Genomic DNA, 20,760 nt, shown 5'->3' on the forward strand with positions numbered 1-20,760 from the left:
GACCACCATGGTCACGACTTTGGGGGAGGCTAGGCATGAAGCCGTCCCGGCCGCTTTATGAGCGCGAACCGGAACTCGCCACTGCCGCGCAAGCCATCGACGCGCTCTGCGGTGCGCAGGCGACCGGCGGGCTGCTGATCTACAGCGGCGAAGCAGGCATCGGCAAGACCGCGCTCCTGGCCGAGATCCGGGCCATGGCGGAGGACCGGTGCACGATCTGGTCCGCACGCGGTGGTGAGACGGTCACCTCGGTGCCGTTCCACGTCGTGCGGCAACTGCTCCATCCCGCGCTCGACCAGTTCCCGCCGGACGACGTACGGGCCCTGTTCGGCTCCTGGTTCGACATCGCCGCCCCGGCCCTCGGACTCGCCGAGCCCTCCGGCCCGCAACCCGATCCGCAAGGTGTGCGCGACGGCCTCGACTACGTCGTCAAGCGCCTCGCCTCCCGGCTGAGCCACCGCCCGCTGGTGCTCCTCATCGACGACGCCCACTGGGCGGACGGCGAATCCCTGGCCTGGCTCGCCTCGTTCACCGCCCGCCTCGGCGACCTGCGTGTGCTCGTCGTCCAGGCCCACCGCCCCGAGGAGCTGGCGGCCCGCGAGGCCGCGCGCAACGCGGCGGGCGGCCACCCCGCGCAGATCCGCGTCGCCCTGCGCGCCCTCACCCCCGACGCCACCGCCGAACTGGCCCGCGCGGCCCTCGGGGAGCACGCCGACGATCCGTTCTGCCGCGAGGTGTGGGCCGTCACCGGCGGCAACCCCTACGAGGCGGTCGAGCTCGTCGCGAAGGTCCAGGACCGCGAGCTGGTCCCGCTGGAGGAGTCCGCCGGGCTGCTGCGCGAACTCGGCGCGTCCGCCCGGGGCAGCGGCCTCGTCGCCCGGCTCGAACGGCTCGGCACCAACGCCAACCGGTTCGCCTGGGCGGCCGCCGTCCTCGGCACCGAGATCTCCCAGGACCTCGCCGCCACCCTGGCCGGGATGAGCCCGGCCGAGGCGGCCGACTGCACCGCCCGGCTGCGCGAGGCCCGCATCGTCAGCGGCTTCGACCCGCTGGAGTTCGTACACCCGCTGATCGCCTCCGCCGTCTACCGCTCCATCCCGCCGGCCACCCGCACGGCCATGCACGGCAGGGCCGCCTGGGCGATCACCCGGGCCGGGCTCGGCCCCGCCGCGGCCTCCCGCCACCTGCTCGAAGTCCACCCCGACGACGACCAGGAACTGGTCGAGCAACTACGGGCCGCCGCGAAACAGCACCTCGCCGTCGGCGCGCCCGAGGCCGCCCGCCGCTGCCTGGAGCGCGCCCTCAAGGAGCCACCGCGCCACGACGTGCGCGCCACCCTGCTGTACGAGCTGGGCTGCGCGACACTCCTCAGCTCCCCGGCCACCACCGTGCAGCACCTGCGGGCCGCCCTCGACATGCCCGGCCTCGCCGACGACCTGCGGGTCGACGCCACCTTCCGGCTCGCCGCCGCGCTCTCCCACAACAACCAGCTCAAGGAAGCCGCCCTGGCCCTCGCGGCCGAGGCGGACCGTACCGCGCCGGGCCCCGGCCTGATGCGCCTGCAGGCCGCGCACTTCCTCTGGGAGGGCATGCAGGCCACCGAGGAGGACGGTCCCGGCCGCTCACGCCGGCTCGCCGCCAACGCCGACCACCTCACCGGCCGGGACAACGCCGAACGAGCCCTGCTCACCCTGCGCGCGTTCGACGCCATGCTGCGCGGCGAGAACGCCCAGATCATCGTCGACTTCTGCGAACGCGCCCTGGTCGACGGCCACCCCGCACGCGGACTCGGCTGGACCGACACCGAGTGGGGCTTCGAGCTCCCGGCCCTGGTCGGCATCACGTACGCCTTCACCGACCGGCTCGACCGCGCCGAGGAACTGTTCGGCGAAGCGGTCCGGGCCTTCGAGATCTCCGGCTGGAGCGGCGCCCACCTGGCCTTCGCGCACACCCTCCTGGGCCTGGTCCACCGCCGCCGGGGACGCCTCGCCGAGGCGGAGGGCTTCCTGCGCGAGGGGCTGCGCCTCGCCGACCGGGTCGGCAGCGGACTCCCCGTCCACTGGGACGCCGCCTGCCTGCTCATCGACACCCTCCTGGCCCGGGGCCGCGTCGCCGAGGCACGCAAGGTCGCCGACCATTACGACTTCGGCCTGCCCTATCCCAGCGCCATGGTGCTGCCCGACGCCCCGTGCGTCCGCGGCCGCCTGCTCCTGGCCGAAGGCCGTACGAAGGAGGCCGTGACCGAGCTGGAGGCGGCCGGGCGGGCGATGGAGCCGCGCGGCAGGTTCAACGGCATCTGGGGCCCCTGGGCCGGCGACCTGGCACGCGCCCTGTCCGAGGACGACCCGGGCCGCGCCGCTCAGCTCGCCAACACCGCCCGGGTCCACGCGGAGCGGTTCGGCACGGACACCGCCATCGGCGAGGCCCTGCGCTGCGTCGCGCTCTTCGCCCGCCCGGAGGAGGCCGTGCACCTCCTGGGCGAGGCCGTCCGCCACCTGGAGGCGTCACCCTCCGCGTTCGAGTTCGCCCAGGCCCTGGTCGACTTCGGCATCGCCACCCGCTCGCCCCGGGAGCTGGCCCGCGCCCACAAGCTGGCCACGGCCTGCGGCGCGGAAGGACTGGCGACCCGCGCCCAGCAGGCACGCGCGTCGATCCGGTCCGCCGAGTGAGGTAATGTTTGTCCTGCAGCGGCCACCCGGTCCGACCGGGCGGAATCGCGGCGGGACGTGGCGCAGCTTGGTAGCGCACTTGACTGGGGGTCAAGGGGTCGCAGGTTCAAATCCTGTCGTCCCGACTGGAGACAGTCGCAGGTCAGGGCCGGTTCCGGAGGCATCCGGAACCGGCCCTCGGCCGTTCCTGGGGACCGGTCGGTGCTCGGTCAGCTGGTGGGGAAGTTGTCCGGGGTGCTGATCCGGCTCTTGATCAGTGCCCCCGATTCGGTCAGCACACCGCTGCTGCTGTAGTCACCGCCGTCGCAGGTGCCGGGCCGGAACGCGGCGCTGCTCTCGTCGGCGTCGGAGTAGGTCCAGTTCGCGTAGCCGATCTTCAGCTGGTCGAGCAGGTTCAGCCAGGCCGTGGTGCTCTCCCGGTCCATCGCTCCGCCGCCGGTTGCGCTCACCGTGCCGAACTCGGTGGCGAACATGGGCAGTCGGGAGGCCGCCCGGCTCAGCGTGGTGCGGTAGGCGTCCTTGTGGCTCGCGGCGTAGAAGTGGAACGCGTACATGATGTTGTCGGCATTGACGGGGTTGTTGACGATCTCGTTCTCGTCGGAGCCGTCCGAGACGCCCAGCGAGGACCAGCCGCGGGTGCCGACGATGACGACGGCGTCCGGGTCGGCCGCGCGGATCACCGGGATGACCTGCTCGGCGTAGCTCTTGATGCCCGCCCAGCTCACCCCGTTGGGCTCATTGGCGATCTCGTAGATCACGTTCTTCTTGTCGGCGTTGCGGGCGGCGACGGACGCGAAGAACGTCTTCGCGCGGTCGAGGTTGTAGTTCGGGTCGCCCGGCGTCAGGGTGTGGAAGTCGATCAACGCGTACATGCCCCGCGCCTCGGCCATGTCGACGAGGCCGTTCACACGGTTGGTGAAGCCCGTCGGGTCGGTCTCGTAACCGTCCTCCTGCACGTACATGGCGACGCGCAGCAGGTCAGCCTTCCAGTCGTCCGCCAGCGCGTCCAGGGACGCGTCGTTGTAGCACTGGCTGAACCACTGGATGCCGTGGGTGCTCATTCCGCGCAGCTGTACGGGGCGGTTGTACTGGTTGCACAGGTTCACGCCGCACACGTGGACCTGCCCGTTGATGCCCACCGGAGTGCCGGAGGAGGTGCCGTCGCCCGGGTCGGGCGGTGTGGTTTCGTCGCCCACGGAGCCCGTGCACGCCACGCCGTTGAGCGTGAAGGCCGTGGGCTTCGGGTTGGCGCCAGTGAAGGAACCCACCAGGCCCAGGTCGGCCGACGCGCCGGTGGCCAGCGAGCGGTTCCAGTCGACGCCGGCGGCGGTGACCGTGGAGCCGGACTGCGACCAGGTGGCGTTCCAGCCCTGGTCGACCTTCTGGCCCGAGTCCGGCAGGGTGAAGGCGAGCGTCCAGCCGTTGACGGGCTGGCCCAGGTTGGTGACCTTGACCCCGGCCTGGAAGCCGCCCTGCCACTCGCTGGTGACCGTGTAGTCGACCTTGCATCCCACGGCGGCCACCGCATGGGGGCTGAATGCGACCGTGAGACCCAGGGTCGTCGCACAGGTCGCCAGTAGAGCCAATAGGCGTTTCACAGCATTCCTCCATGTATGAAGCGGGGACGACGTGATGGGAGCGCTCCCGAAAGCTGGTGGGGCAGGAGCGGTCGGACTTCGCCAGGTGAGCGGAAGGAGCGTCGGCGCAGCCCGGTGCCGGAGTGGGTCAAGGGGGCACCGTGAAAATGGGAGCGCTCCCAATCTCGGGGTTTGCCAGACGCTCCGTCAAGCGGTCGGACCGGATTGGTAGTTGGCGCCGCGCCGAGGGCTGCGCGCCGGACGGGCCCCGCTCGCCGGCCGCGCTGCCCCGGAGGCCGTGAGATCCCCGCGCTCGTGGACGGTCCGCCGAAGGCCCCGCCGGCGCCGCCGACGGGCCGTAGGATCGGTTGTTCTTGGGGGTGGGAGCATGCTGAAACGGGGTTCCGGAACACCGACGTTGGAGGAAGTGGCCGCTCTGGCCGGAGTGGGGCGGGGCACGGTCTCCCGGGTGATCAACAACGCGTCGGGCGTCAAGGCGTCCACACGCCGTGCCGTGCAGCGCGCCATCGACGAACTCGACTACGTGCCCAATCTGGCCGCGCGTTCACTGGCCGGGCGGCGCGCGGACGCGGTCGCGCTGGTGATGACGAAGTCGGACTGGCGGCTGTTCGGGGAGCCGTTCTTCTCGGAGATCGCGCGGGCGGTCGGGGACGCCCTGACGGAGGCGGGTGTGCAACTGCTGCTCACCCTCGTGCACACGGACATCGAGCGGCAGCGGCTCGTGGAGTACGTGCGGGGCGGCCGGGTCGACGGGGCCCTGCTGGTGTCCGTACCGGCGGGGGACCGGTTGCCCGACATGCTCGCCGACGCCGGGCTGCCCACGGTGCTGCTGGGCAGGCGCTCGGGCGAGGAGCGGGTGACCTATGTGGACGCCGACAACGTCGGCGGTGCGCGGGCCGCGGTCGAGCATCTGGTGAGCGGCGGGCGGAGGACCATCGCCGCCATCGCGGGCCCGCCCGAGATGTACGTCGCCCGGTGCAGGCTGCGCGGCTACCGGGAGGCGCTGCGCGACGCGGGGCTCGGCGAGGTGCCGTCCCTGGTCGCCGGGGGCGACTTCACCGAGGCCAGTGGGCGGCGGGCGATGGCCGGGCTCATCGAGCGGCACCCGGAGGTCGACGCCGTCTTCGCCGCGTCGGACAGCATGGCTGCCGGTGCGCTGGCCGCCCTGCACGCCGCGGGCCGCCGGGTTCCGCAGGACGTGGCGGTGGTCGGCTTCGACGACTTCGAGTTGGCCGAGCAGACCGAGCCGGCGCTGACGACGGTCCGCCAGCCGATGGAGGAGATCGGCCGGACCATGGTACGGCTGCTGCTGGAGGAGATGGGCCAGCCGGAGGTGGCCTGGCGCCATGTCATCCTGCGGACCCGGCTGGTGGTGCGCGAGTCGGCCTGAGGCGTCGTCCCGCGCACCGCTGCGACCGCCTGAGCGGCCGGTCGGCGCCGTGACGGCCGCTCCGCGTGCCTTGCCGTGCCCCGGACCGCCCCGGCCGGGGTTCGTGCGACGCATTCCGTCCTAAGGGGTTGTCAGGGGCATGCCTAGCTCCTACAGTCCCTACGAACCATCGAGTGGGAGCGCTCCCAAGCGTGGCGGTCGGCGCTTCCGACACCCTTGCCGCCCCATCCCGTCATTCCTGAACTCGCCCCGGGCCCGCCCGGTCACCCCCCCCACCCCGCCCCGCCCCCACCTACGCAGACCGCCCCGGACCGCCCCGGCCCCACGTGGGCGCGGCCTCCGGGGAGACGAAGGCCCCCTCACGCACGGTGCCCACAGGAGAACAGAAAGCTCCGACCGTACAAGAGGAGAAAGGTCCGACCGGAAGGCAGTCCTCACACAGGCACAGGAGACACCATGGCTCGACGCAGGAAACAACTCGCTTCTCTGATCGCGGCGTTCGCGACGCTGCTCGGCGGAATCGCCCTGACCTTACTGGGCCAGGGCAGCGCGCAGGCGCACGGCGTGACGATGATGCCGGGATCGCGCACCTACCTCTGCTACCTGGACGCCCAGACCAGCACGGGCGCCCTCGACCCGACCAACGCGGCCTGCAAGGCCGCGCTCGCCGAGAGCGGCGCGAGCTCGCTGTACAACTGGTTCGCCGTGCTCGACTCCAACGCCGGCGGGCGGGGCCAGGGCTACGTACCGGACGGGAAGCTGTGCAGCGCCGGTGACCGGTCGCCGTACAACTTCACCGGATACAACGCCGCCCGCGCCGACTGGCCCCGGACGCACCTGACGTCCGGGAGCACGATCGAGGTCAAGCACAGCAACTGGGCCGCACACCCCGGCTCGTTCCGGGTGTACCTGACCAAGCCCGGATACTCGTCCACCAGCGAACTGGGCTGGAACGACCTGGAGTTGATCGAGACCGTCACCAACCCGCCGCAGGTGGGCTCGCCGGGCACGGACGGCGGCCACTACTACTGGAATCTGGACCTGCCGTCGGGCCGCTCGGGTGACGCGTTGATGTTCATCCAGTGGGTGCGTTCGGACAGCCAGGAGAACTTCTTCTCCTGCTCCGACATCGTCTTCGACGGCGGCAAGGGCGAGGTGACCGGCATGCGCGGCTCGGGTGGCACGCCCACCCCGGACCCGACGGACCCCACCAACCCGACGGACCCCACCAACCCGACCGATCCGACCAACCCCACCGATCCGACCAACCCGACGGACCCGACCAACCCCACCGACCCGCACACCGGGTGCATGGCGGTGTACAGCGTGACCAACTCCTGGAGCGGTGGCTTCCAGGGCTCCGTCGAGGTCATGAACCACGACACGACGGCACGCGAGGGCTGGGCGGTCCAGTGGAAGCCGGGCGCCGGCACCCAGATCAGCAGCGTATGGAACGGGGCGCTGACGACCGGGTCGGACGGCACCGTCACCGTCAAGAACGCCGACTACAACCGGACCATCCCGCCGGACTCCAGCGTGACCTTCGGGTTCACGGCGACATCGACCGGTAACGACTTCCCGGTCGGCTCGATCGGCTGCGTCAACCCGTAGCCGCTGAAGGCGGCAGCGCCGGTTTCCGCTTCCCACGCTGAAACCAGCGCTGCCGCGTCACCGGCCGGTGGACTCACGCCTCGGCCGGGAGGAGACCGGTGCGGCGGTGGGAGCCGAGCCGGATTCCGGTGACGGCACTGACGTAACGGGCACCGCGGCGGTCGTGCGGGACGACGAACTGGGTGCCGGCCTCGTCGAGGTCCCGGCCGTCCATCCGGGTCGCCAGCAGAACCGGCGCGTTGCCGAAGTCGGCGTCGATCTCCGCCCAGGACAGCACGGTGTGATGCCCGTCGCCGCCGCTCACGGCGAGCAGGAAGCGGGAGCGCTCCTTGCGGCGCAGAGGGCCGAAGCGGGGCTGTGCCACGGCCACGACCTCGCGCAGCAGCGGGCCGGCGAAGGTGTGGCGCTGCGGTCCGGAGGTGGCGCAGTCGAAGACCACCTCGGCCCGGTGCTGCTCCCAGTCCCGGCGCAGACGGGCGACGGTGGGGGTCACGGGGTCGGCCATGTCCCCCCACAGCGAGAACGTACGGACGGGCGTGGGACGCGGGGCGGTGTTCGGTCGGCTCATCGTCGGTCCCCTCGCGGCGGTCGGTGCGGCGGCTGCGCGCAGTGATACCCGACCGCCGGAGCGGTGAACCGCGATTGCTATGCGAATGAGCCTGTTCGCCTCGCATGTGTGAGCTTCCTACGAGACGGGCGCTCGCATTCGGCTGGTCTATCGGCCGATGTCCCGCGCCTGCCGGTCCAGGGCGAGCCAGACGCGGTCGCGGGTCACCGGCAGCTCGGTGAAACGGATGCCCGTGGCGTCCCGCAGCGCGTTGGCGAACGCGGGCGCGACCGGGTTGAACGGGCTCTCGCTCATGGACTTGGCGCCGAGCGGGCCGATCGCGTCGGACGTCTCGGTGAAGTGCACCTCGGTGCGGGGCACGTCCGCGTACTGCGGAAGCCGGTAGCGGCGGAACGCGGCCGTGGTGACCTCGCCGCGCTCATCGACCCGGACGGTCTCGAAGAGCGTCGCGCCGAGGGCCTGGGCGACCCCGCCCTCGACCTGGCCGCGGCACTGCATCGGGTTCATGACCTTGCCGGCGTCGGCGGAGTGGACGCTGCGCAGGATGCGGATCTCGCCGGTGCCGGGGTCGACGGCGATGCGGAACCACTGGGCGTTGAAGGCGACCGAGCGCGGTGATCCGCCCCAGTGCCCGTCGGCCGCCAGCTCCTCCACCGCGCCGAGGGCGTGCCCCGCCTCGTACAGTTCCTTGAGCGTGACGAGCCGCCCGGCGCAGTCGACGGACTCGGCGCGCAGTACGCACAGGTGCCGGGCCACTCCCGTGTGGCGGGCGGCCAGGGTGGACAGCCGTTGCGCCAGGGAGGTCGCGGCGAGCAGGACGGCCTTCCCGGCGACGACCGTGCCGGCGGAGCCGAAGGCGCCGGTGTCGTGGCGGACGACATCCGTGTCGGACTGGCGGATCGCGATCCGGTCCGCGGTGGTGTTCAGGGCGCCGGCGGTGATCTGCTTGTGGACGGTGGTGGTGCCGTTGCCGAACTCCGCTGTGCCGACGGCGATGTCGTACGTACCGTCCGGCAGGAGAGAGACCCGGGCGTCGGCGTAGTGGCCGCCGGGGGGACCGGTGGCGATCATCGCCATGCCGGTGCCCTGGCCGACGAGCCACCCCTCGGGGGCCTCGTCGGCGCTGCGGTCCTCGGCTATGGCCCTCCGGACCACTGACAGGCACTGGGCGAGGCCGTAGGAGGCGATGTGCAGGTCCTCCTCCTCGCCGATCGGGCCGACCATGGCATCGCCGGGACCGATGATGTTCTTCTCACGGAAGACCAGGGGGTCCATGCCGAGGCGGCGGGCCAGTTCGTCCATGACGGACTCGACGGCGAAGGTGACCTGACCGAGGCCGTAGCCGCGGAAGGCACCCGCCGGCACGACGTTGGTGTAGACGGAGTACGCGTCGACCTTCTTGTGCGGGGCCCGGTAGACGGCGAAGGACTCGCCGACGCTGTGGAACATCACCGCCGGACCGTGATTGCCGTACGCCCCCGTGTTGGACACCACCCGCATCCGCAGGGCGGTGAGGGTGCCGTCGGCGCGGGCTCCGGCCTTGACGTCGATGAGGAAGGGGTGGCGGGTGGTGGCACCGTAGAACTGCTCGGCGCGGGTGTACTCCAGCTTCACCGGCCGCCGCAGCTTCAGCGCGGCGAGGGTGACGATGTCCTCGGTGAGCATCTCCTGCTTCCCGCCGAAGCCGCCGCCGACCCGGCCCGCGACCACCCGGACCTCGTCCTCGGGCAGGCCGTACAGCGCGCAGAGCGCCCGCCGGGTCAGGAACGGCGTCTGGGTCGACGAGCGCACGGTCAGCCGCTCCCCGGTGCCGTCCTCCTTCGGCTCGAAGTACGCGACGCAGCCATGGGTTTCCAGGCTGGCGTGCTGCACCCGCTGGGTCCGGAAGGTCTCCTCGTGGACGACGTGGGCCTCGGCGAAGCCGTCCTCGACCGAGCCGACCTCGCCGTGCACCTCGCCCGCCACGTTGTTCTCGACCCGGGCGATGCGCGCCTCGGGCCCCTTGCCGGCGTGGATGACGGGCGCGCCGGGACGCATCGCCGCTTCGGGATCGGTCACGTGGGGCAGTTCCTCGTACGTCACCTCGACACGCCGGCAGCCCTCGTCGGCGGCCTGTTCGCTGCGAGCCACGACGGCCGCGACCCGCTGGCCCACGTACCGCACGACGTCGTCCAGGACCCGGGTGTCGTCGGGGTCCTCGGTGGGATGCTCGTGCCGGGCGGAGGAGTACAGCGCCGCCGGCGCGTCCTCGTGGGTGAGGACGGCGACGACGCCCGGTACGAGCAGCGCGGCGGCCGTGTCGATGGCGACGATCCGGGCGTGCGGGTGCGGCGAGCGCAGCAGCTTCATGTGCAGCAGGCCCGGCACCTCGACGTCGAAGGTGTAACGGGCGGTCCCGGTCACCACCTGCGGCCCGGCCGGAGCGCCGACGTTGCGGCCCACCGCCTGCCCGGCGCAGGGCCGTTCGGTGTGCCGTACGCCCCGGACCGCGTCCTCGATCGCCCGGTAGCCGGTGCAGCGGCAGAGGTTGCCCTTGAAGGCGCGCGGCAGGTCGTCCAGTTTGCCGTCGTCGTGCGCGGTACCCCGCTCCGCCTCCAGCGCCGCCGTCGTCATGAGGAACCCGGCGGTGCAGAACCCGCACTGATAGCCCTGTGCGTCGAGGAACTTGCGCTGTACGGGGTGGAGTTCGCCGTCCGCGGAGGCCAGGCCCTCGACGGTGGTGACCGTACGGCCCTCGGCGCGTGCGGCCGGGTAGAGGCAGCTGTGCACGGGCTCGCCGTCCACGTGGACGGTGCACGCGCCGCAGTCCCCGGCGTCGCAGCCCTTCTTCACCCCGAACCAGCCCCGCTCGCGCAGGTAGGTCCGCAGGCACTGGCCGGCCCGCGGCTCGGTGTCGGACGCCTTGCCGTTGACGTGGAGTTCGAAGCTCACAGCTCGCCCCTCTCGAATGTGTGGGTCAGCTCGCGGCGGACTTCCTCGGCGAGGCGCAGGCCCATGTGCCGGCGCCACTCGGGCAGTCCGTGGATGTCGTCGAACCACTCGGAGCCGGACACCGCCGAGTCGACCGCCGCCCGCAGCCGCGCGGCCGTCGGCGGAAGCGGGAACCAGAACCGGAAGGGCCGGGTCGTGGCCGCGGTCACCGTCACCGCCAGCGAGCCGTCCACCGGGTCGAGTGTGCCGATGACCAGCGCGCCCGACCGGCCCAGCCCGTAGAGCGACGCCTGCCGGAAGGCCGTACGGCACTCCAGTGCCCGGCCGGGCAGTGTCACCGAACGCAGCAACTCGCCGGCCGCGAGGTCCTTCACGCCCGCGCCCCGGACGAAGTCGGCCACCTTCACCTCGCGCGCGGAGCCGTCCTGCGCCTGGAGGAGGCAGCTGCCGTCGAGCGCGGCGGTCAGCGAGATCATCGGGCCGGCCGGGAGGCCGTTGCACAGGTTCCCGCCGACGGTCGCCATGTTCCAGATCTTGAACGAGGCGAGGAAGGCCCGGCAGCACTGCTCGAAGAGCGGGGCCGCCGGCGCCCGGAGAGAGCCCCGCCCGAAGCGGGACAGCTGGGCGATCGTGCAGGTCGCGGCGATCTCCAGCGAGCCGTCCGCGTGACGGGTGAGCGGCTCCCAGCCCAGCCGGCTCAGGTCGATCAGCCGCCGCAGCTGCGGCTGAGGCTCGGAGAACAGGTACGTACCGCCTCCGAGCCATGCGTCGCCCGCCCGCCACGGCTCGCGCAGACGCGCGTCCCTCACGTCGGTGATCGTGTGCAGATCCATCCCGTCCCAGCCTTCCGACCGATGCCTTGAGGTCAGTGAAGCCCGCGCGGGCCCCGGGCACGACTGGATGGGAATCCGGAAAACACCCCCCCTCCGGGCACCTCCGGCTGGATGATCAACCAAGAGCTGTTTTACGTCTCCAACTGTGCATCTACGATGCAGTGACTCGTATTCGCCTCGTGAATGCGAGTGCGGGCCCGTCCCGTGACCGCGCAAGGAGTCTCGTATGCACGTCGACCACCTCCTCCGGCTCGACCGGTTGGACCTGTCCCTCGTCTGGGGCGACGAGACGCTGCTCGGTCAGGAGATCGCCGGGGTCACCGCGACCGATCTGGAGGACCCGGCGCGCTTCCTCCAGCCGGGCGAGGTCGTGCTGAGCGGACTCGTGTGGTGGAACCGGAGCGGCGGACCGGCCAGGACGAACCGTTTCGTGTCGGCCCTGCGGGAGGCCGGTGCCGTGGCGCTGCTGGCCGGCGAGGAGACCCACGGGGAGGTGCCGCGCGAACTGGTCGACGCCTGCCGCAGGCACCGCGTCGCCCTCATCGCCGTACCCCCGCAGACCAGCTTCCGGGCCGTCACCGAGGCCGTCTACCTGCGGCAGTGGGGCGAGCTCAGCGGCGGCCCCGCCAGCCACCACGCCTTGCCGGAGAACGTCCGCCAGGACCTCGACCGCGCGCTGGAGAACGGAGCGGCGGCAGGCGAACTGCTCGACCGGGCCTTCGCCCACCTCGGGACGCCCGACTGCCATCTGCTCACCGGCAGCGGCCGGACCGTCGCCCGCACCGGCGGCGCCGCTCCGCTCCCCGCCCGGCGGGCCGTTGAGGCCCTGCGCGGCGGGCGGGGCACGACCGTGCGGGTCGAGTCCGAGGGCACGGTCTTCGACACCTGGTACCTGCACCTCCCCGAGGAGGGCCAGGTGCCGCCGAGGGTCCTGGAGGAGATATCCGGACTCCTCGGCCGACACCGGCGCCGCCAGGACCGCTACCGCGCGGCCCGCGGACCGGCGGCCGGCCGCCTCGTGGAGGCCGCCGGCGCCCTGCGCACCGACACCGGCCGGCTGCGCGGCGCGCTGGAGTCCTGCGGACTGGCCGGCCGAACCGCGTACACAGTGGTCACCGCGGTGCTGGAGCCGCACGGGGACACCGGCGGGGAGGGCGTCGCCGCGCTCACCGAGGCCCTGAGCCACCTGCCGCACGTCGCCTTCGCCGTCGCCCAGGGCGTCGGCGGCGAGTCGACAGCGGTCGTCGCCCACGAGGAGGGCACGACGCCCGACGTGGGGGAGCGGCTGCGCGAGGTGTGGCCCCTGATCCAGGACCGCTGCCCGGAGAGCACCTGGTGCGTCGGCCTGAGCACACCGGTCGCCACGCCCGCCGAGCTGAACACCGCACTGGGACAGGCGCGTTACGCCCTTGCGGCGGCCCGCGGCCCGGCCCTGTCGCCCCTGCCGGTCGCCGACCTGCGTGAACTCGACGAGCTGGCCCTGCTGTTGGCCGGCGTCCCGGCCGATGTGCGGGAGGTCTACCGTGAGACGGTCCTCGGTCCGCTGCTGAAGGGCGGAGCCAGGTCGGGCGCGATGCTCCTGGAGACCCTGGAGGTCTTCCTCGCGCGCGACTGCTCCTGGGCGAGGACGGCGGAGGCCCTGCACGTCCACGTCAACACGGTCCACTACCGCGTCCAGCGCATCGAGATCCTCACCGGCCGCGACCTGTCCCGCCTCGACCACCGGGTCGACCTGCGCGCCGCACTGCTCTGCTGACGGCCCGCCCGCCCCGCCCCGTGACTCGCAGGGCCGGCCGGACATCGGCTGCAACTTCCGCGTCGACCGGGACGGCCGCATCGTCGTGGGCGGTCCAGCAGGAACGAGTGCACCGGGCTCCCGTCAGGAACGGGGGCCGGGCGCACCGTCGTCCGGCCAGGGGTCGGCCCGGCGGCCCAGAACGGGCAGGGCCAGGGCGACTCCCGTACGTTCCGCCGCGCGGGTCAGGAAGTCCATCGTGGCCGGGAAGTCGTCGAGGAACGCGCGGAACGGCCGCAGGGGCCGGTCGAGGGGGCGGAAGAAGTCGTCCCAGTGGATGGGGACGACCCGCCGGGCCCCCGTGGCGGTGACCAGCCGCTGCCAGTACTCCTCCCGGAACGCCTCGTCCTGATGACCGAGCGCGCCGATCCCCAGATACACGGTCTGCGCGTGGTGGCCGTCGAGGGCGCCGGGGAGGCTGTGGGCGCTGGCGTGGATCAGGAGTTCACGGGTGCCGTGGCGGACGTGCAGGGTGTAGCAGTCGCCGGTCCGGTAGTCGGTGGCCCGGACCGGAGGCCGTAGCGGCCGGTCGATGCGGCCGGGGGCGATGTCGCCCGGGCTGTGCCGGGCGGGCAGGGCGGTGAGCGTGAAGCGCCCGACCGTGAACGGCACGCCGACGGGCGCCAGTTGGAAAAGGTCGTCGGGGAAGCCCTGCCCCGGGCGATGTTGCGGGTGGACGGGGAGCCGATGAGCCGGGCCCCCGTGGCGGCGGCCACCTGGGGGGAGTCCAACGCGTGGTCGTAGTGCGAGTGGACCACGAACACGGCGTCCAGCCGGTCGATACCACCCAGGCGCAGACCCGCCGCGATGCGTGAGGGGTCGGGGCGCAGCCGGCCCAGGCGCATCCGCAGGAGGCCCGGGCGGCCGAAGAACCCGTCCGTGAGGATCGCGGTGTCCCCGTCGTCCAGCAGGATCGTGGACACACCCAGGAACACGGCGCGCGGTGCTCCCGGCCGGGGCGGCGCCGAAGGCTCGAACAGGTGGGCCCACGGGGCGATTCCGGGTGCGCGCAGGCCCCGCAGCACGGCCGTCGCACGCGGGCCACGGCGTCCGGTGTCGGTGTCCATGCGGTGTCCTCGCTCCAGGAGGCGTACGGGCAGCCTCCATGATGCCTCGCGCACGCGCCCTCGGTCACCACCATTGCCGACGGCAACGCACCTCGCTATGTTAATCAGAAATCACATCTGCGTGACAAGATCCACAGCGCGTCGATCGCGCAAACAGCAAGTCTGAGAAGGCGCCTGGAACTGTCTGGTCCCTCACGGAAGCAGGTAAGTCAATGGAAAATCTCAGCAGGCGAAAGCTACTGACGCTCGGTGCCGCACTCGGCCTCGCGGGCGTGGCGGACCCGGCCCGGGCGTGGGCGTCCTCGGGCCCGGCGACGGCGGCCGACGCCGGGACCGGCCCGCGGTGGATCTGGGACGACACGGCGGACCCTCTGATGGTGTCGATGCTGGAGAACGGCCACGTGCCCGCGATCAACACCGCGTGGGCGTCGTGGGTGAACAACAACGACCCGCTGCCCACCGGGCTGCCCGCCCAGTTCAGCGCCTACCTGCGACAGGTCAACCGGCTGCCCTCCTGGGCCGACCAGACCAAGCTGGACCGCGCCGCCGACTTCAACCGGCGCAAGGACACGTACCTGTTCATGCTGTACGGCCTCGGCAGCGGCATCATGAGCACCGTGATCCCGCGCGAGGCCAGGAGCGTCTACTGGTCGGCGGGCGGCACCAACATGCAGGACCGGGCGGCCAAGACGTTCACGTTCGGCTACGACCTGTCCCAGTTGGGGGCCTTCCGGCCGCAGGGGCAGTTCGTCGTCACCGCCAACAAGACCCGCGTGGTGCACGCGGCGGTGCGCCACCTGCTGCCGCAGTCGCCGCACTGGCGGGCCGTCGCCGACGAGTCCGTCCCGATCAGCGCCGCCGACATCCTGGTCACCTTCCACAGCCTGGGCACCTATGTGCACCGGAAGCTGCTCGACTGGAAGGTGCCCTTCTCGGCGGCGGACCAGGAGGCGTTCCTGCACTCGTGGCAGGTCGCCATCCACCTGCTCGGCGTGCCGGACGAGTACATACCCCAGACCTGGGCGGCGGCGGAGGCGCAGTCGGCGCAGGTGCTGACCCCGATCCTCACGCCGACGACCGAGGGCATCGCACTGGCCGAGGAACTGCTCGGCCTGACCGCGCAGATCGACCTCGGCGTCACGCGCGGGTTCATGAACGAGTTCGTGCGCTACGTCCTCAGCGACGCGGTCGGCGACTGGCTGGGGCTGAAGCGTGACTACGTGTCGGCCGCCCTGGTCCGCACCGCGTGGCCGGCGTACATCCTGTTCCGTGAAGGGCTTTCGCCCATCATGCCGGGAACGTTCTACGCGATCGACCAGATGGTGCGCGGACTTGCGATGCTCTTCCTCAACAAGGGCTCATCAGGCGCCACCACGCCCATCACCATCCCCACCGGGAACAGGGCGGCCTGAGCGTACCGATCCCTCTGTGCCCGCCCCGGGGCGGGCACAGAGAACCCGGACGGGAGCCGACGTTCAGAGGCCCAGCGCGCTCACGACCAGCGCGGTCACCATCTCACGGTGACGCCGGCTGTCCCGCCACCGCAGTCCGCGTCCCGCCTCGACCGCCACGCCGAACCCCGCGTGCACCAGCACCCGGGCCTGGCGCGGGTCCAGCTCCGGGCGGACCAGCCTCAACTGCTGTTCCCACACGGCGATGTGCTCCCGCTGGGCCAGGGCCAGGGGCCGCCGCAGATCGGCCGGCAGACCGGCGACCTCCGCCTCGGCGACGCTGTTGAGTGCGGTGTGCTCGAAGCTGTAGGCCACGTACGTCGCCGCCAGCGCGACGATGGCCTCGTGCGGGCCCGCCACCCCGTTCAGGCTCTGCTCCACACCCTGGGCCAGCAGCCCCGCCGCCTGGAGACACGCCGCCGCCAGGATGTCGATCTTGCCGGGGTAGTGGCGGTAGAGCGCGGACGGGGTCAGCCCCACCGCCCGCGCGATCTGCCCGTTCGTGACACTGGCGAAGCCGTCCCGGGCGAACAGCGGCACGGAGGCGGCGAGGATCTGCGCGCGCCGGGTTCGCGGCACCGGCTGGGCGGGCAGCTCGACGGGGTGCGCGGCGGGCCGGTCCGCCGAGGGATCGCAGGCGGCCACGTCCAGCGCGGACGCCAGCAACAGGTCCTCGGCCCTGCGCTGCGCGATGGAGGTGTGGTGCATCGTGATGGAGGCGATGGCACCGAGGGCGGCCATGGCCCGCAGGCGGTCGTCGGGCAGCGGGTGCTCGCGCCGCACCGCTTCGTCCACCCGCTCGACCAGGCGGCCGAACTTCGCCGCGAGACGCCGCCGGTCCTCGCGGCTGAGGTAGCGGGCCTCCCAGCGGTACACACCGCCCGACGCGCGATGCGTGACGGTGATCCGGGAGAGCGGCAGCAGCACGTCGGTCAGGGGCGCGCCGGGCGGCACCTGGTCCAGCGCGGCGACCAGCCCGTCCACCATGACGTCGGCGCACTCGGCGAACAGGGCGTACTTGTTCGGGAAGTGCCGGTAGAGGGCGGCGGCGGTGATACCCACCCCGGCGGCGACCTCTTCCATGGACGCCGTGTGGTAGCCGCGCTCGCTGAAGACCCGCCCGGCCGCCTGGAGGATCAGCTGCCTGCGGTTACGGGGCCGGGACGCCGCCGTCCGGTCGCCGGTCGCGGCCCGGCGGGCGGATCGAGGGGCTGGGACCATGCGGATCAGTCAATCACACAGGGTCAGCAGGCCGGCCCGCCGTTGTCGCCTCAGAAGGTGAGGACCGGCTTGACCACGCTGCCGTCCCCCATGGCGGCCGCGGCCCTGCCGATCTCCTCGAACGGGAAGGTGGTGACCAGCCGGTCGAGCGGGAAGAGGCCGCGCCGGTGCAGGGCGACCAACTCGGGGATGAAGCGACCGGGGTCGGAGTCGCCCTCGATCACCCCATGGACCCGTACGCCCTTGGCGAGCAGGCCCGTCACGTCGAAGGCCACCTCGCCGCCGAGGCCCAGCAGGGCGAGTTCACCGCGCGGCCGCAGGGCGCCGACGGCCCGGCGGACCATCTCCGGGCGGCCGGTGGTCTCCACGACGTGGTGCGCGCCGCCGCCGGTCAGCTCGCGCAGCGCCGCCGCCAGGCCGTCCCCGGGGGCCAGGGCAGCCGCCGCGCCGAGCGCGGTGGCCAGTTCCCGGCGGGAGGCGACCGGATCGACGGCCACCACCGGATCGCAGCCCACGGCGACTGCGGCCATCAGCGCGCTCAGGCCGACCCCGCCGGCGCCCAGGACGACCAGCGAGGAACCCGGTGCGGGCCGCAGCCGGTTGAGCACCGTACCGGCGCCCGTCTGGCCGCCGCAGCCCAGTGGGGCCGCGACCGGGGCGGGCAGGTCGGACGGCACCTGGACGACGCCGCGTTCATGGACGACGGCGTACGTGGCGAAGCTGGACTGGCCGAAGAAGCCGGCGTGCAGCGGCGCGCCCGCCATGGACAGGGGTGTGGTGCCGTCGGCGCGGCCCCCGGAGAAGTTCAGGGTCTGCGCGGCGAGGCAGTAGGCCGGGTGGTCCGCCGCGCACTGTTCGCAGGCCCCGCAACTGGCGAACGTGAGGCAGACGTGGTCGCCCGCCGCGACGCCGGTCACCTTCGCACCCACCGCCTCGACCCGGCCGGCGCCCTCGTGGCCGAAGACCATCGGGGTGAGGTGGCGCGGCCAGGTGCCCTGCATCGCGAGGTCGGTGTGGCAGAGGCCCGCCGCCGTCATCCGCACCAGCACCTCGTGCGGGCGCGGGTCCTGGAGGTCCGCGTCCCGGACGGTGAACGGGGCGCCGGGGGCGTCGGTGACCGCCGCGCGGACGTGCCTCACGCGCCCTCGCCGGCGGCGGGCGGTGCCTCGGAGGCCCGCTCCAGGAAGAAGTAGTAGAACGGGCCCTCGGCGGGGACCCCCTTGGCGTTCATGATCCCCATCAGCGTCGTCCCGTCCACCCGCTTGAAGTGGTCGAAGACCGGTCGGCCGTCGTAGACCATGGTGGCCGTCGACTCGCCGCGGAACTCGACCGTCCAGAGGCTGGCCTCGCCCTGGCCGAGTTCCAGGTTGGAGTACAGCTCGCCCGCCGTGTTGCGGCACATCAGCGGCTTGGCGTCGTGCACGGAGGCGAACGTCTTGCCGTACCAGTCGGCCTCGGCCAGCATGCCTTCGAGCGGGTGGCCGGTGCGGAACTCGCCGCCCTTCCACTCGCCGAGTATGTCCTGCGGACGGACGGTGTCCAACGCCGTCCATACGGCGTCGAGTTCGCCGGGATCGATCAGGCCGCTCCTCTCCCGCAGTTCCTGGAACCGGGCGCGGGCGTCGAGCACGTTCATTCGGGTGTCCTCTCGTCGGTGCTGCCTCGTCGGAGCGGGGATTCAGGGTGTGGCCGCCGGGGGGTGGCCCACGGTGCCCAGACTCAGCAGGACGTGCCGTTCCGCGACCTCCTCGGCGGTGAGCGGACCGTCCGCGCGGAACCAGTTGGCGACTCCCTGGCACATGGTGAGCACCGCGCGCACGGCGTCGGCGGGGATCGGTGTGCTGAACACGCCCCGGGCGCGGCCCGCCTCCACCGTGTCCAGCAACATGTGTTCGAGGTAGTCGCGCAGGGCGACGTATCGGGCCCGGTTCTCCGGCTCCAGGCTCCTGATCTCCGTGTCGAGGAAGGCCAGTTGGCGGCGGTGGGCCATGGAGAGCACGATCGACTCGACCATGCCGCAGTACCGTGCCAGCGGATCGTCCCCGGCCTCGGCGGCCGCGGCCCGGCAGCGGTCCAGGACGTCCTTGATGGACGTCTCCAGCAAGGTGGCCAGTAGGGCCTGCTTGTTCTCGTAGTGGTAGTAGAGCGCGGGCACGGTGACGCCCACCCGGCCGGCGATCTCCCGGACCGAAGTGCCGTGGTAGCCGTGCTCGTTGAACGCCTCCATGGCGCGCATCAGGATCGGGTGCAGGTCGAGCGGTCGGTAGGAGCGCCAGTGCTCCGCGGGCGGCGCCATGTCGTGGCTGGTCTCGGTGCTCAACTGCTCTCCTCGGGACGGGCGGCGATCGGCGACTTCGTGCGGCCCGTGCGTCGCAGGTGCCTCGTTCCACGTGCTTAGCGCTCGATCAGGGAACTCCGGCGGTCAGCGTACTGCCTGCTCCCGATTCTCCGGTAGATGCCCGTAAAAACTCGTGGTGTACGGGGAGTTGACCACCTGTCTGCGCACTCCTACGTTCTTAGCGAACGCTCAGTAGACCCGGACCGGGTGGAGGTGTGCGTGTCGCACGCCGAGAGAGGAACCCATGGAACTGTCCTCACCCCTGACGTACGCCGGCGACCCGCGCGCCGCCGCCGACCGGGCCGCCGGCCTGGAGTCCGCGGGACTCGACGCGGTCTGGGTGGCGGAGGCGTACGGCTTCGACTCCCCGACGGTCATGGGGTACCTGGCCGCGAAGACCGACCGGATGCGGATCGGCTCGGCCATCGTCAACGTCTACTCGCGCACCCCCGCCCTGATCGCCCAGACCGCCGCAGGCCTGGACGCGATCAGCGAAGGCCGCGCCCTCCTCGGCGTCGGCGCCTCCGGGCCGCAGGTGGTCGAGGGCTGGCACGGCCGCCGCTACGACCGCCCGCTCGGCCGCACCCGCGAGGTCATCGAGCTGTCCCGGCGGATCTGGCGGCGCGAGGTGATCGAGCACCACGGGATCACCGACCTGCCCCTGCCCCCGGAGAAGGGCGGCACCCTCGGCAAGCCGCTGAAGCTGCTGAACCACCCGGTCCGCGACACCATCCCGGTCTACGTCGCGGCGCTGGGCCCGGCCAACGTACGGATGACCGCCGAGATCGCCGACGGCTGGCTGCCGTTCCTGTACGTCCCCGAGCGCGCCGCCGACGTCTGGGGGAAGGCCCTGCGCGAAGGCGCCGCCGGGCGCGACCCCGCGCTCGGCCCGCTCCGGGTCGTGGCGGGCGGCCTGCTGGCCATCGGCGACGACGCCGAGTCGGTCCGCGACCTGATGCGCCCCACCGTCGCCCTCTACGTCGGCGGCATGGGCGCGCCCGGCCGCAACTTCTACCACGATCTCGTCTCCTCCTACGGCTACGAGGGCGAGGCGGTGGCCATCCAGGAGCACTACCTCGCCGGCCGCAAGAAGGAGGCCGAGGCCGCGGTCCCGGCCGAACTGCTGGAGCGCCTGTGCCTGGCCGGTCCCGAGGGGTACGTCCGCGACCGCGTCGAGGTCTTCCGCGAAGCGGGCGTGACCATGCTCAACGTCACCCCTGTGGGCCCCGACCCCGCCCGGCTGATCGAACGCGTCAGGAGCTGGCTGTGACCGCGGCGGATGCCACCG

At 72.3% G+C, this 20,760-nt stretch carries 15 protein-coding genes and 1 tRNA gene; 7 read left to right on the forward strand and 9 right to left on the reverse strand.

Annotated elements, in window-relative coordinates; all coding sequences use genetic code 11:
- The first annotated feature begins 35 nt into the window (after window positions 1-35).
- Complete coding sequence (locus E6P78_RS07180) at window positions 36-2,669, forward strand: AAA family ATPase (protein ID WP_136202663.1); 2,634 nt, start codon at window positions 36-38, stop codon at window positions 2,667-2,669.
- Between the two features lie 51 nt (window positions 2,670-2,720).
- Window positions 2,721-2,794, forward strand: a tRNA-Pro gene (locus tag E6P78_RS07185).
- An 84-nt stretch (window positions 2,795-2,878) separates the two neighbouring features.
- Here the strand turns inward: E6P78_RS07185 and E6P78_RS07190 are convergent.
- Window positions 2,879-4,267 (reverse strand): cellulase family glycosylhydrolase, encoded by a 1,389-nt coding sequence (locus tag E6P78_RS07190; protein WP_168712580.1) that lies wholly within the window; start codon window positions 4,265-4,267, stop codon window positions 2,879-2,881.
- Window positions 4,268-4,634: 367 nt separating this feature from the next.
- Here E6P78_RS07190 and E6P78_RS07195 point away from each other — a divergent pair, with 367 nt between their 5' ends.
- Together E6P78_RS07195 and E6P78_RS07200 are read left to right on the forward strand one after the other, a co-directional pair.
- A complete protein-coding gene (locus tag E6P78_RS07195) occupies window positions 4,635-5,657 on the forward strand; it encodes a LacI family DNA-binding transcriptional regulator (RefSeq protein WP_136202664.1) in 1,023 nt (340 codons plus the stop codon).
- Between the two features lie 456 nt (window positions 5,658-6,113).
- Window positions 6,114-7,268, forward strand: coding sequence for a lytic polysaccharide monooxygenase (locus E6P78_RS07200; protein WP_136202665.1), 1,155 nt, complete (start codon window positions 6,114-6,116; stop codon window positions 7,266-7,268).
- Window positions 7,269-7,341: 73 nt separating this feature from the next.
- On the opposite strand, the gene E6P78_RS07205 is transcribed toward E6P78_RS07200, so the two are convergent.
- The 3 genes from E6P78_RS07205 to E6P78_RS07215 form a co-directional block, all read right to left on the reverse strand.
- The gene (locus tag E6P78_RS07205) at window positions 7,342-7,836 is read right to left on the reverse strand and encodes a molybdopterin-dependent oxidoreductase (protein WP_136202666.1); all 495 of its coding nucleotides are present in this window, start codon (window positions 7,834-7,836) and stop codon (window positions 7,342-7,344) included.
- Window positions 7,837-7,983: 147 nt separating this feature from the next.
- The gene (locus E6P78_RS07210; RefSeq protein ID WP_136202667.1) at window positions 7,984-10,767 is read right to left on the reverse strand and encodes a molybdopterin-dependent oxidoreductase; all 2,784 of its coding nucleotides are present in this window, start codon (window positions 10,765-10,767) and stop codon (window positions 7,984-7,986) included.
- The gene (locus E6P78_RS07215) at window positions 10,764-11,600 is read right to left on the reverse strand and encodes an FAD binding domain-containing protein (RefSeq protein ID WP_136202668.1); all 837 of its coding nucleotides are present in this window, start codon (window positions 11,598-11,600) and stop codon (window positions 10,764-10,766) included. Before E6P78_RS07215 ends, E6P78_RS07210 begins: the two co-directional genes overlap by 4 nt.
- Window positions 11,601-11,826: 226 nt before the next feature.
- On the opposite strand from E6P78_RS07215, the gene E6P78_RS07220 reads away from it, so the two are divergent.
- Window positions 11,827-13,356 (forward strand): PucR family transcriptional regulator, encoded by a 1,530-nt coding sequence (locus E6P78_RS07220; protein WP_136202669.1) that lies wholly within the window; start codon window positions 11,827-11,829, stop codon window positions 13,354-13,356.
- A 123-nt stretch (window positions 13,357-13,479) separates the two neighbouring features.
- On the opposite strand, the gene E6P78_RS33280 is transcribed toward E6P78_RS07220, so the two are convergent.
- Window positions 13,480-14,007: a hypothetical protein gene (locus tag E6P78_RS33280; RefSeq protein WP_240799093.1), complete on the reverse strand. Its 528-nt coding sequence runs from the start codon at window positions 14,005-14,007 to the stop codon at window positions 13,480-13,482.
- 667 nt (window positions 14,008-14,674) lie between these two features.
- Here E6P78_RS33280 and E6P78_RS07230 point away from each other — a divergent pair.
- Entirely contained in the window at window positions 14,675-15,874 is a 1,200-nt protein-coding gene (locus E6P78_RS07230) for an oxygenase MpaB family protein (RefSeq protein WP_136202670.1), read from the forward strand.
- A 63-nt stretch (window positions 15,875-15,937) separates the two neighbouring features.
- Here the strand turns inward: E6P78_RS07230 and E6P78_RS07235 are convergent, their stop codons facing one another.
- The 4 genes from E6P78_RS07235 to E6P78_RS07250 are packed head-to-tail and all read right to left on the reverse strand — an operon-like array spanning window position 15,938 to window position 19,430.
- On the reverse strand, window positions 15,938-17,134 hold the full coding sequence (locus tag E6P78_RS07235) for a TetR/AcrR family transcriptional regulator (RefSeq protein ID WP_136202671.1): 1,197 nt from the start codon (window positions 17,132-17,134) through the stop codon (window positions 15,938-15,940).
- 50 nt (window positions 17,135-17,184) lie between these two features.
- Complete coding sequence (locus E6P78_RS07240) at window positions 17,185-18,273, reverse strand: NAD(P)-dependent alcohol dehydrogenase (protein WP_136202672.1); 1,089 nt, start codon at window positions 18,271-18,273, stop codon at window positions 17,185-17,187.
- Complete coding sequence (locus E6P78_RS07245; RefSeq protein ID WP_136202673.1) at window positions 18,270-18,770, reverse strand: DUF4334 domain-containing protein; 501 nt, start codon at window positions 18,768-18,770, stop codon at window positions 18,270-18,272. Before E6P78_RS07245 ends, E6P78_RS07240 begins: the two co-directional genes overlap by 4 nt.
- A 42-nt stretch (window positions 18,771-18,812) precedes the next feature.
- Window positions 18,813-19,430, reverse strand: a complete 618-nt coding sequence (locus E6P78_RS07250) for a TetR/AcrR family transcriptional regulator (RefSeq protein ID WP_136202867.1) — start codon at window positions 19,428-19,430, stop codon at window positions 18,813-18,815.
- 286 nt (window positions 19,431-19,716) lie between these two features.
- Between E6P78_RS07250 and E6P78_RS07255 the strand changes: the two genes are divergently transcribed.
- The gene (locus E6P78_RS07255) at window positions 19,717-20,742 is read left to right on the forward strand and encodes an LLM class F420-dependent oxidoreductase (RefSeq protein WP_136202674.1); all 1,026 of its coding nucleotides are present in this window, start codon (window positions 19,717-19,719) and stop codon (window positions 20,740-20,742) included.
- Window positions 20,743-20,760: the final 18 nt, after the last annotated feature.

The sequence above is a fragment of the Streptomyces sp. A0958 genome, from assembly GCF_004795035.1.
Lineage (GTDB): Bacteria > Actinomycetota > Actinomycetes > Streptomycetales > Streptomycetaceae > Streptomyces.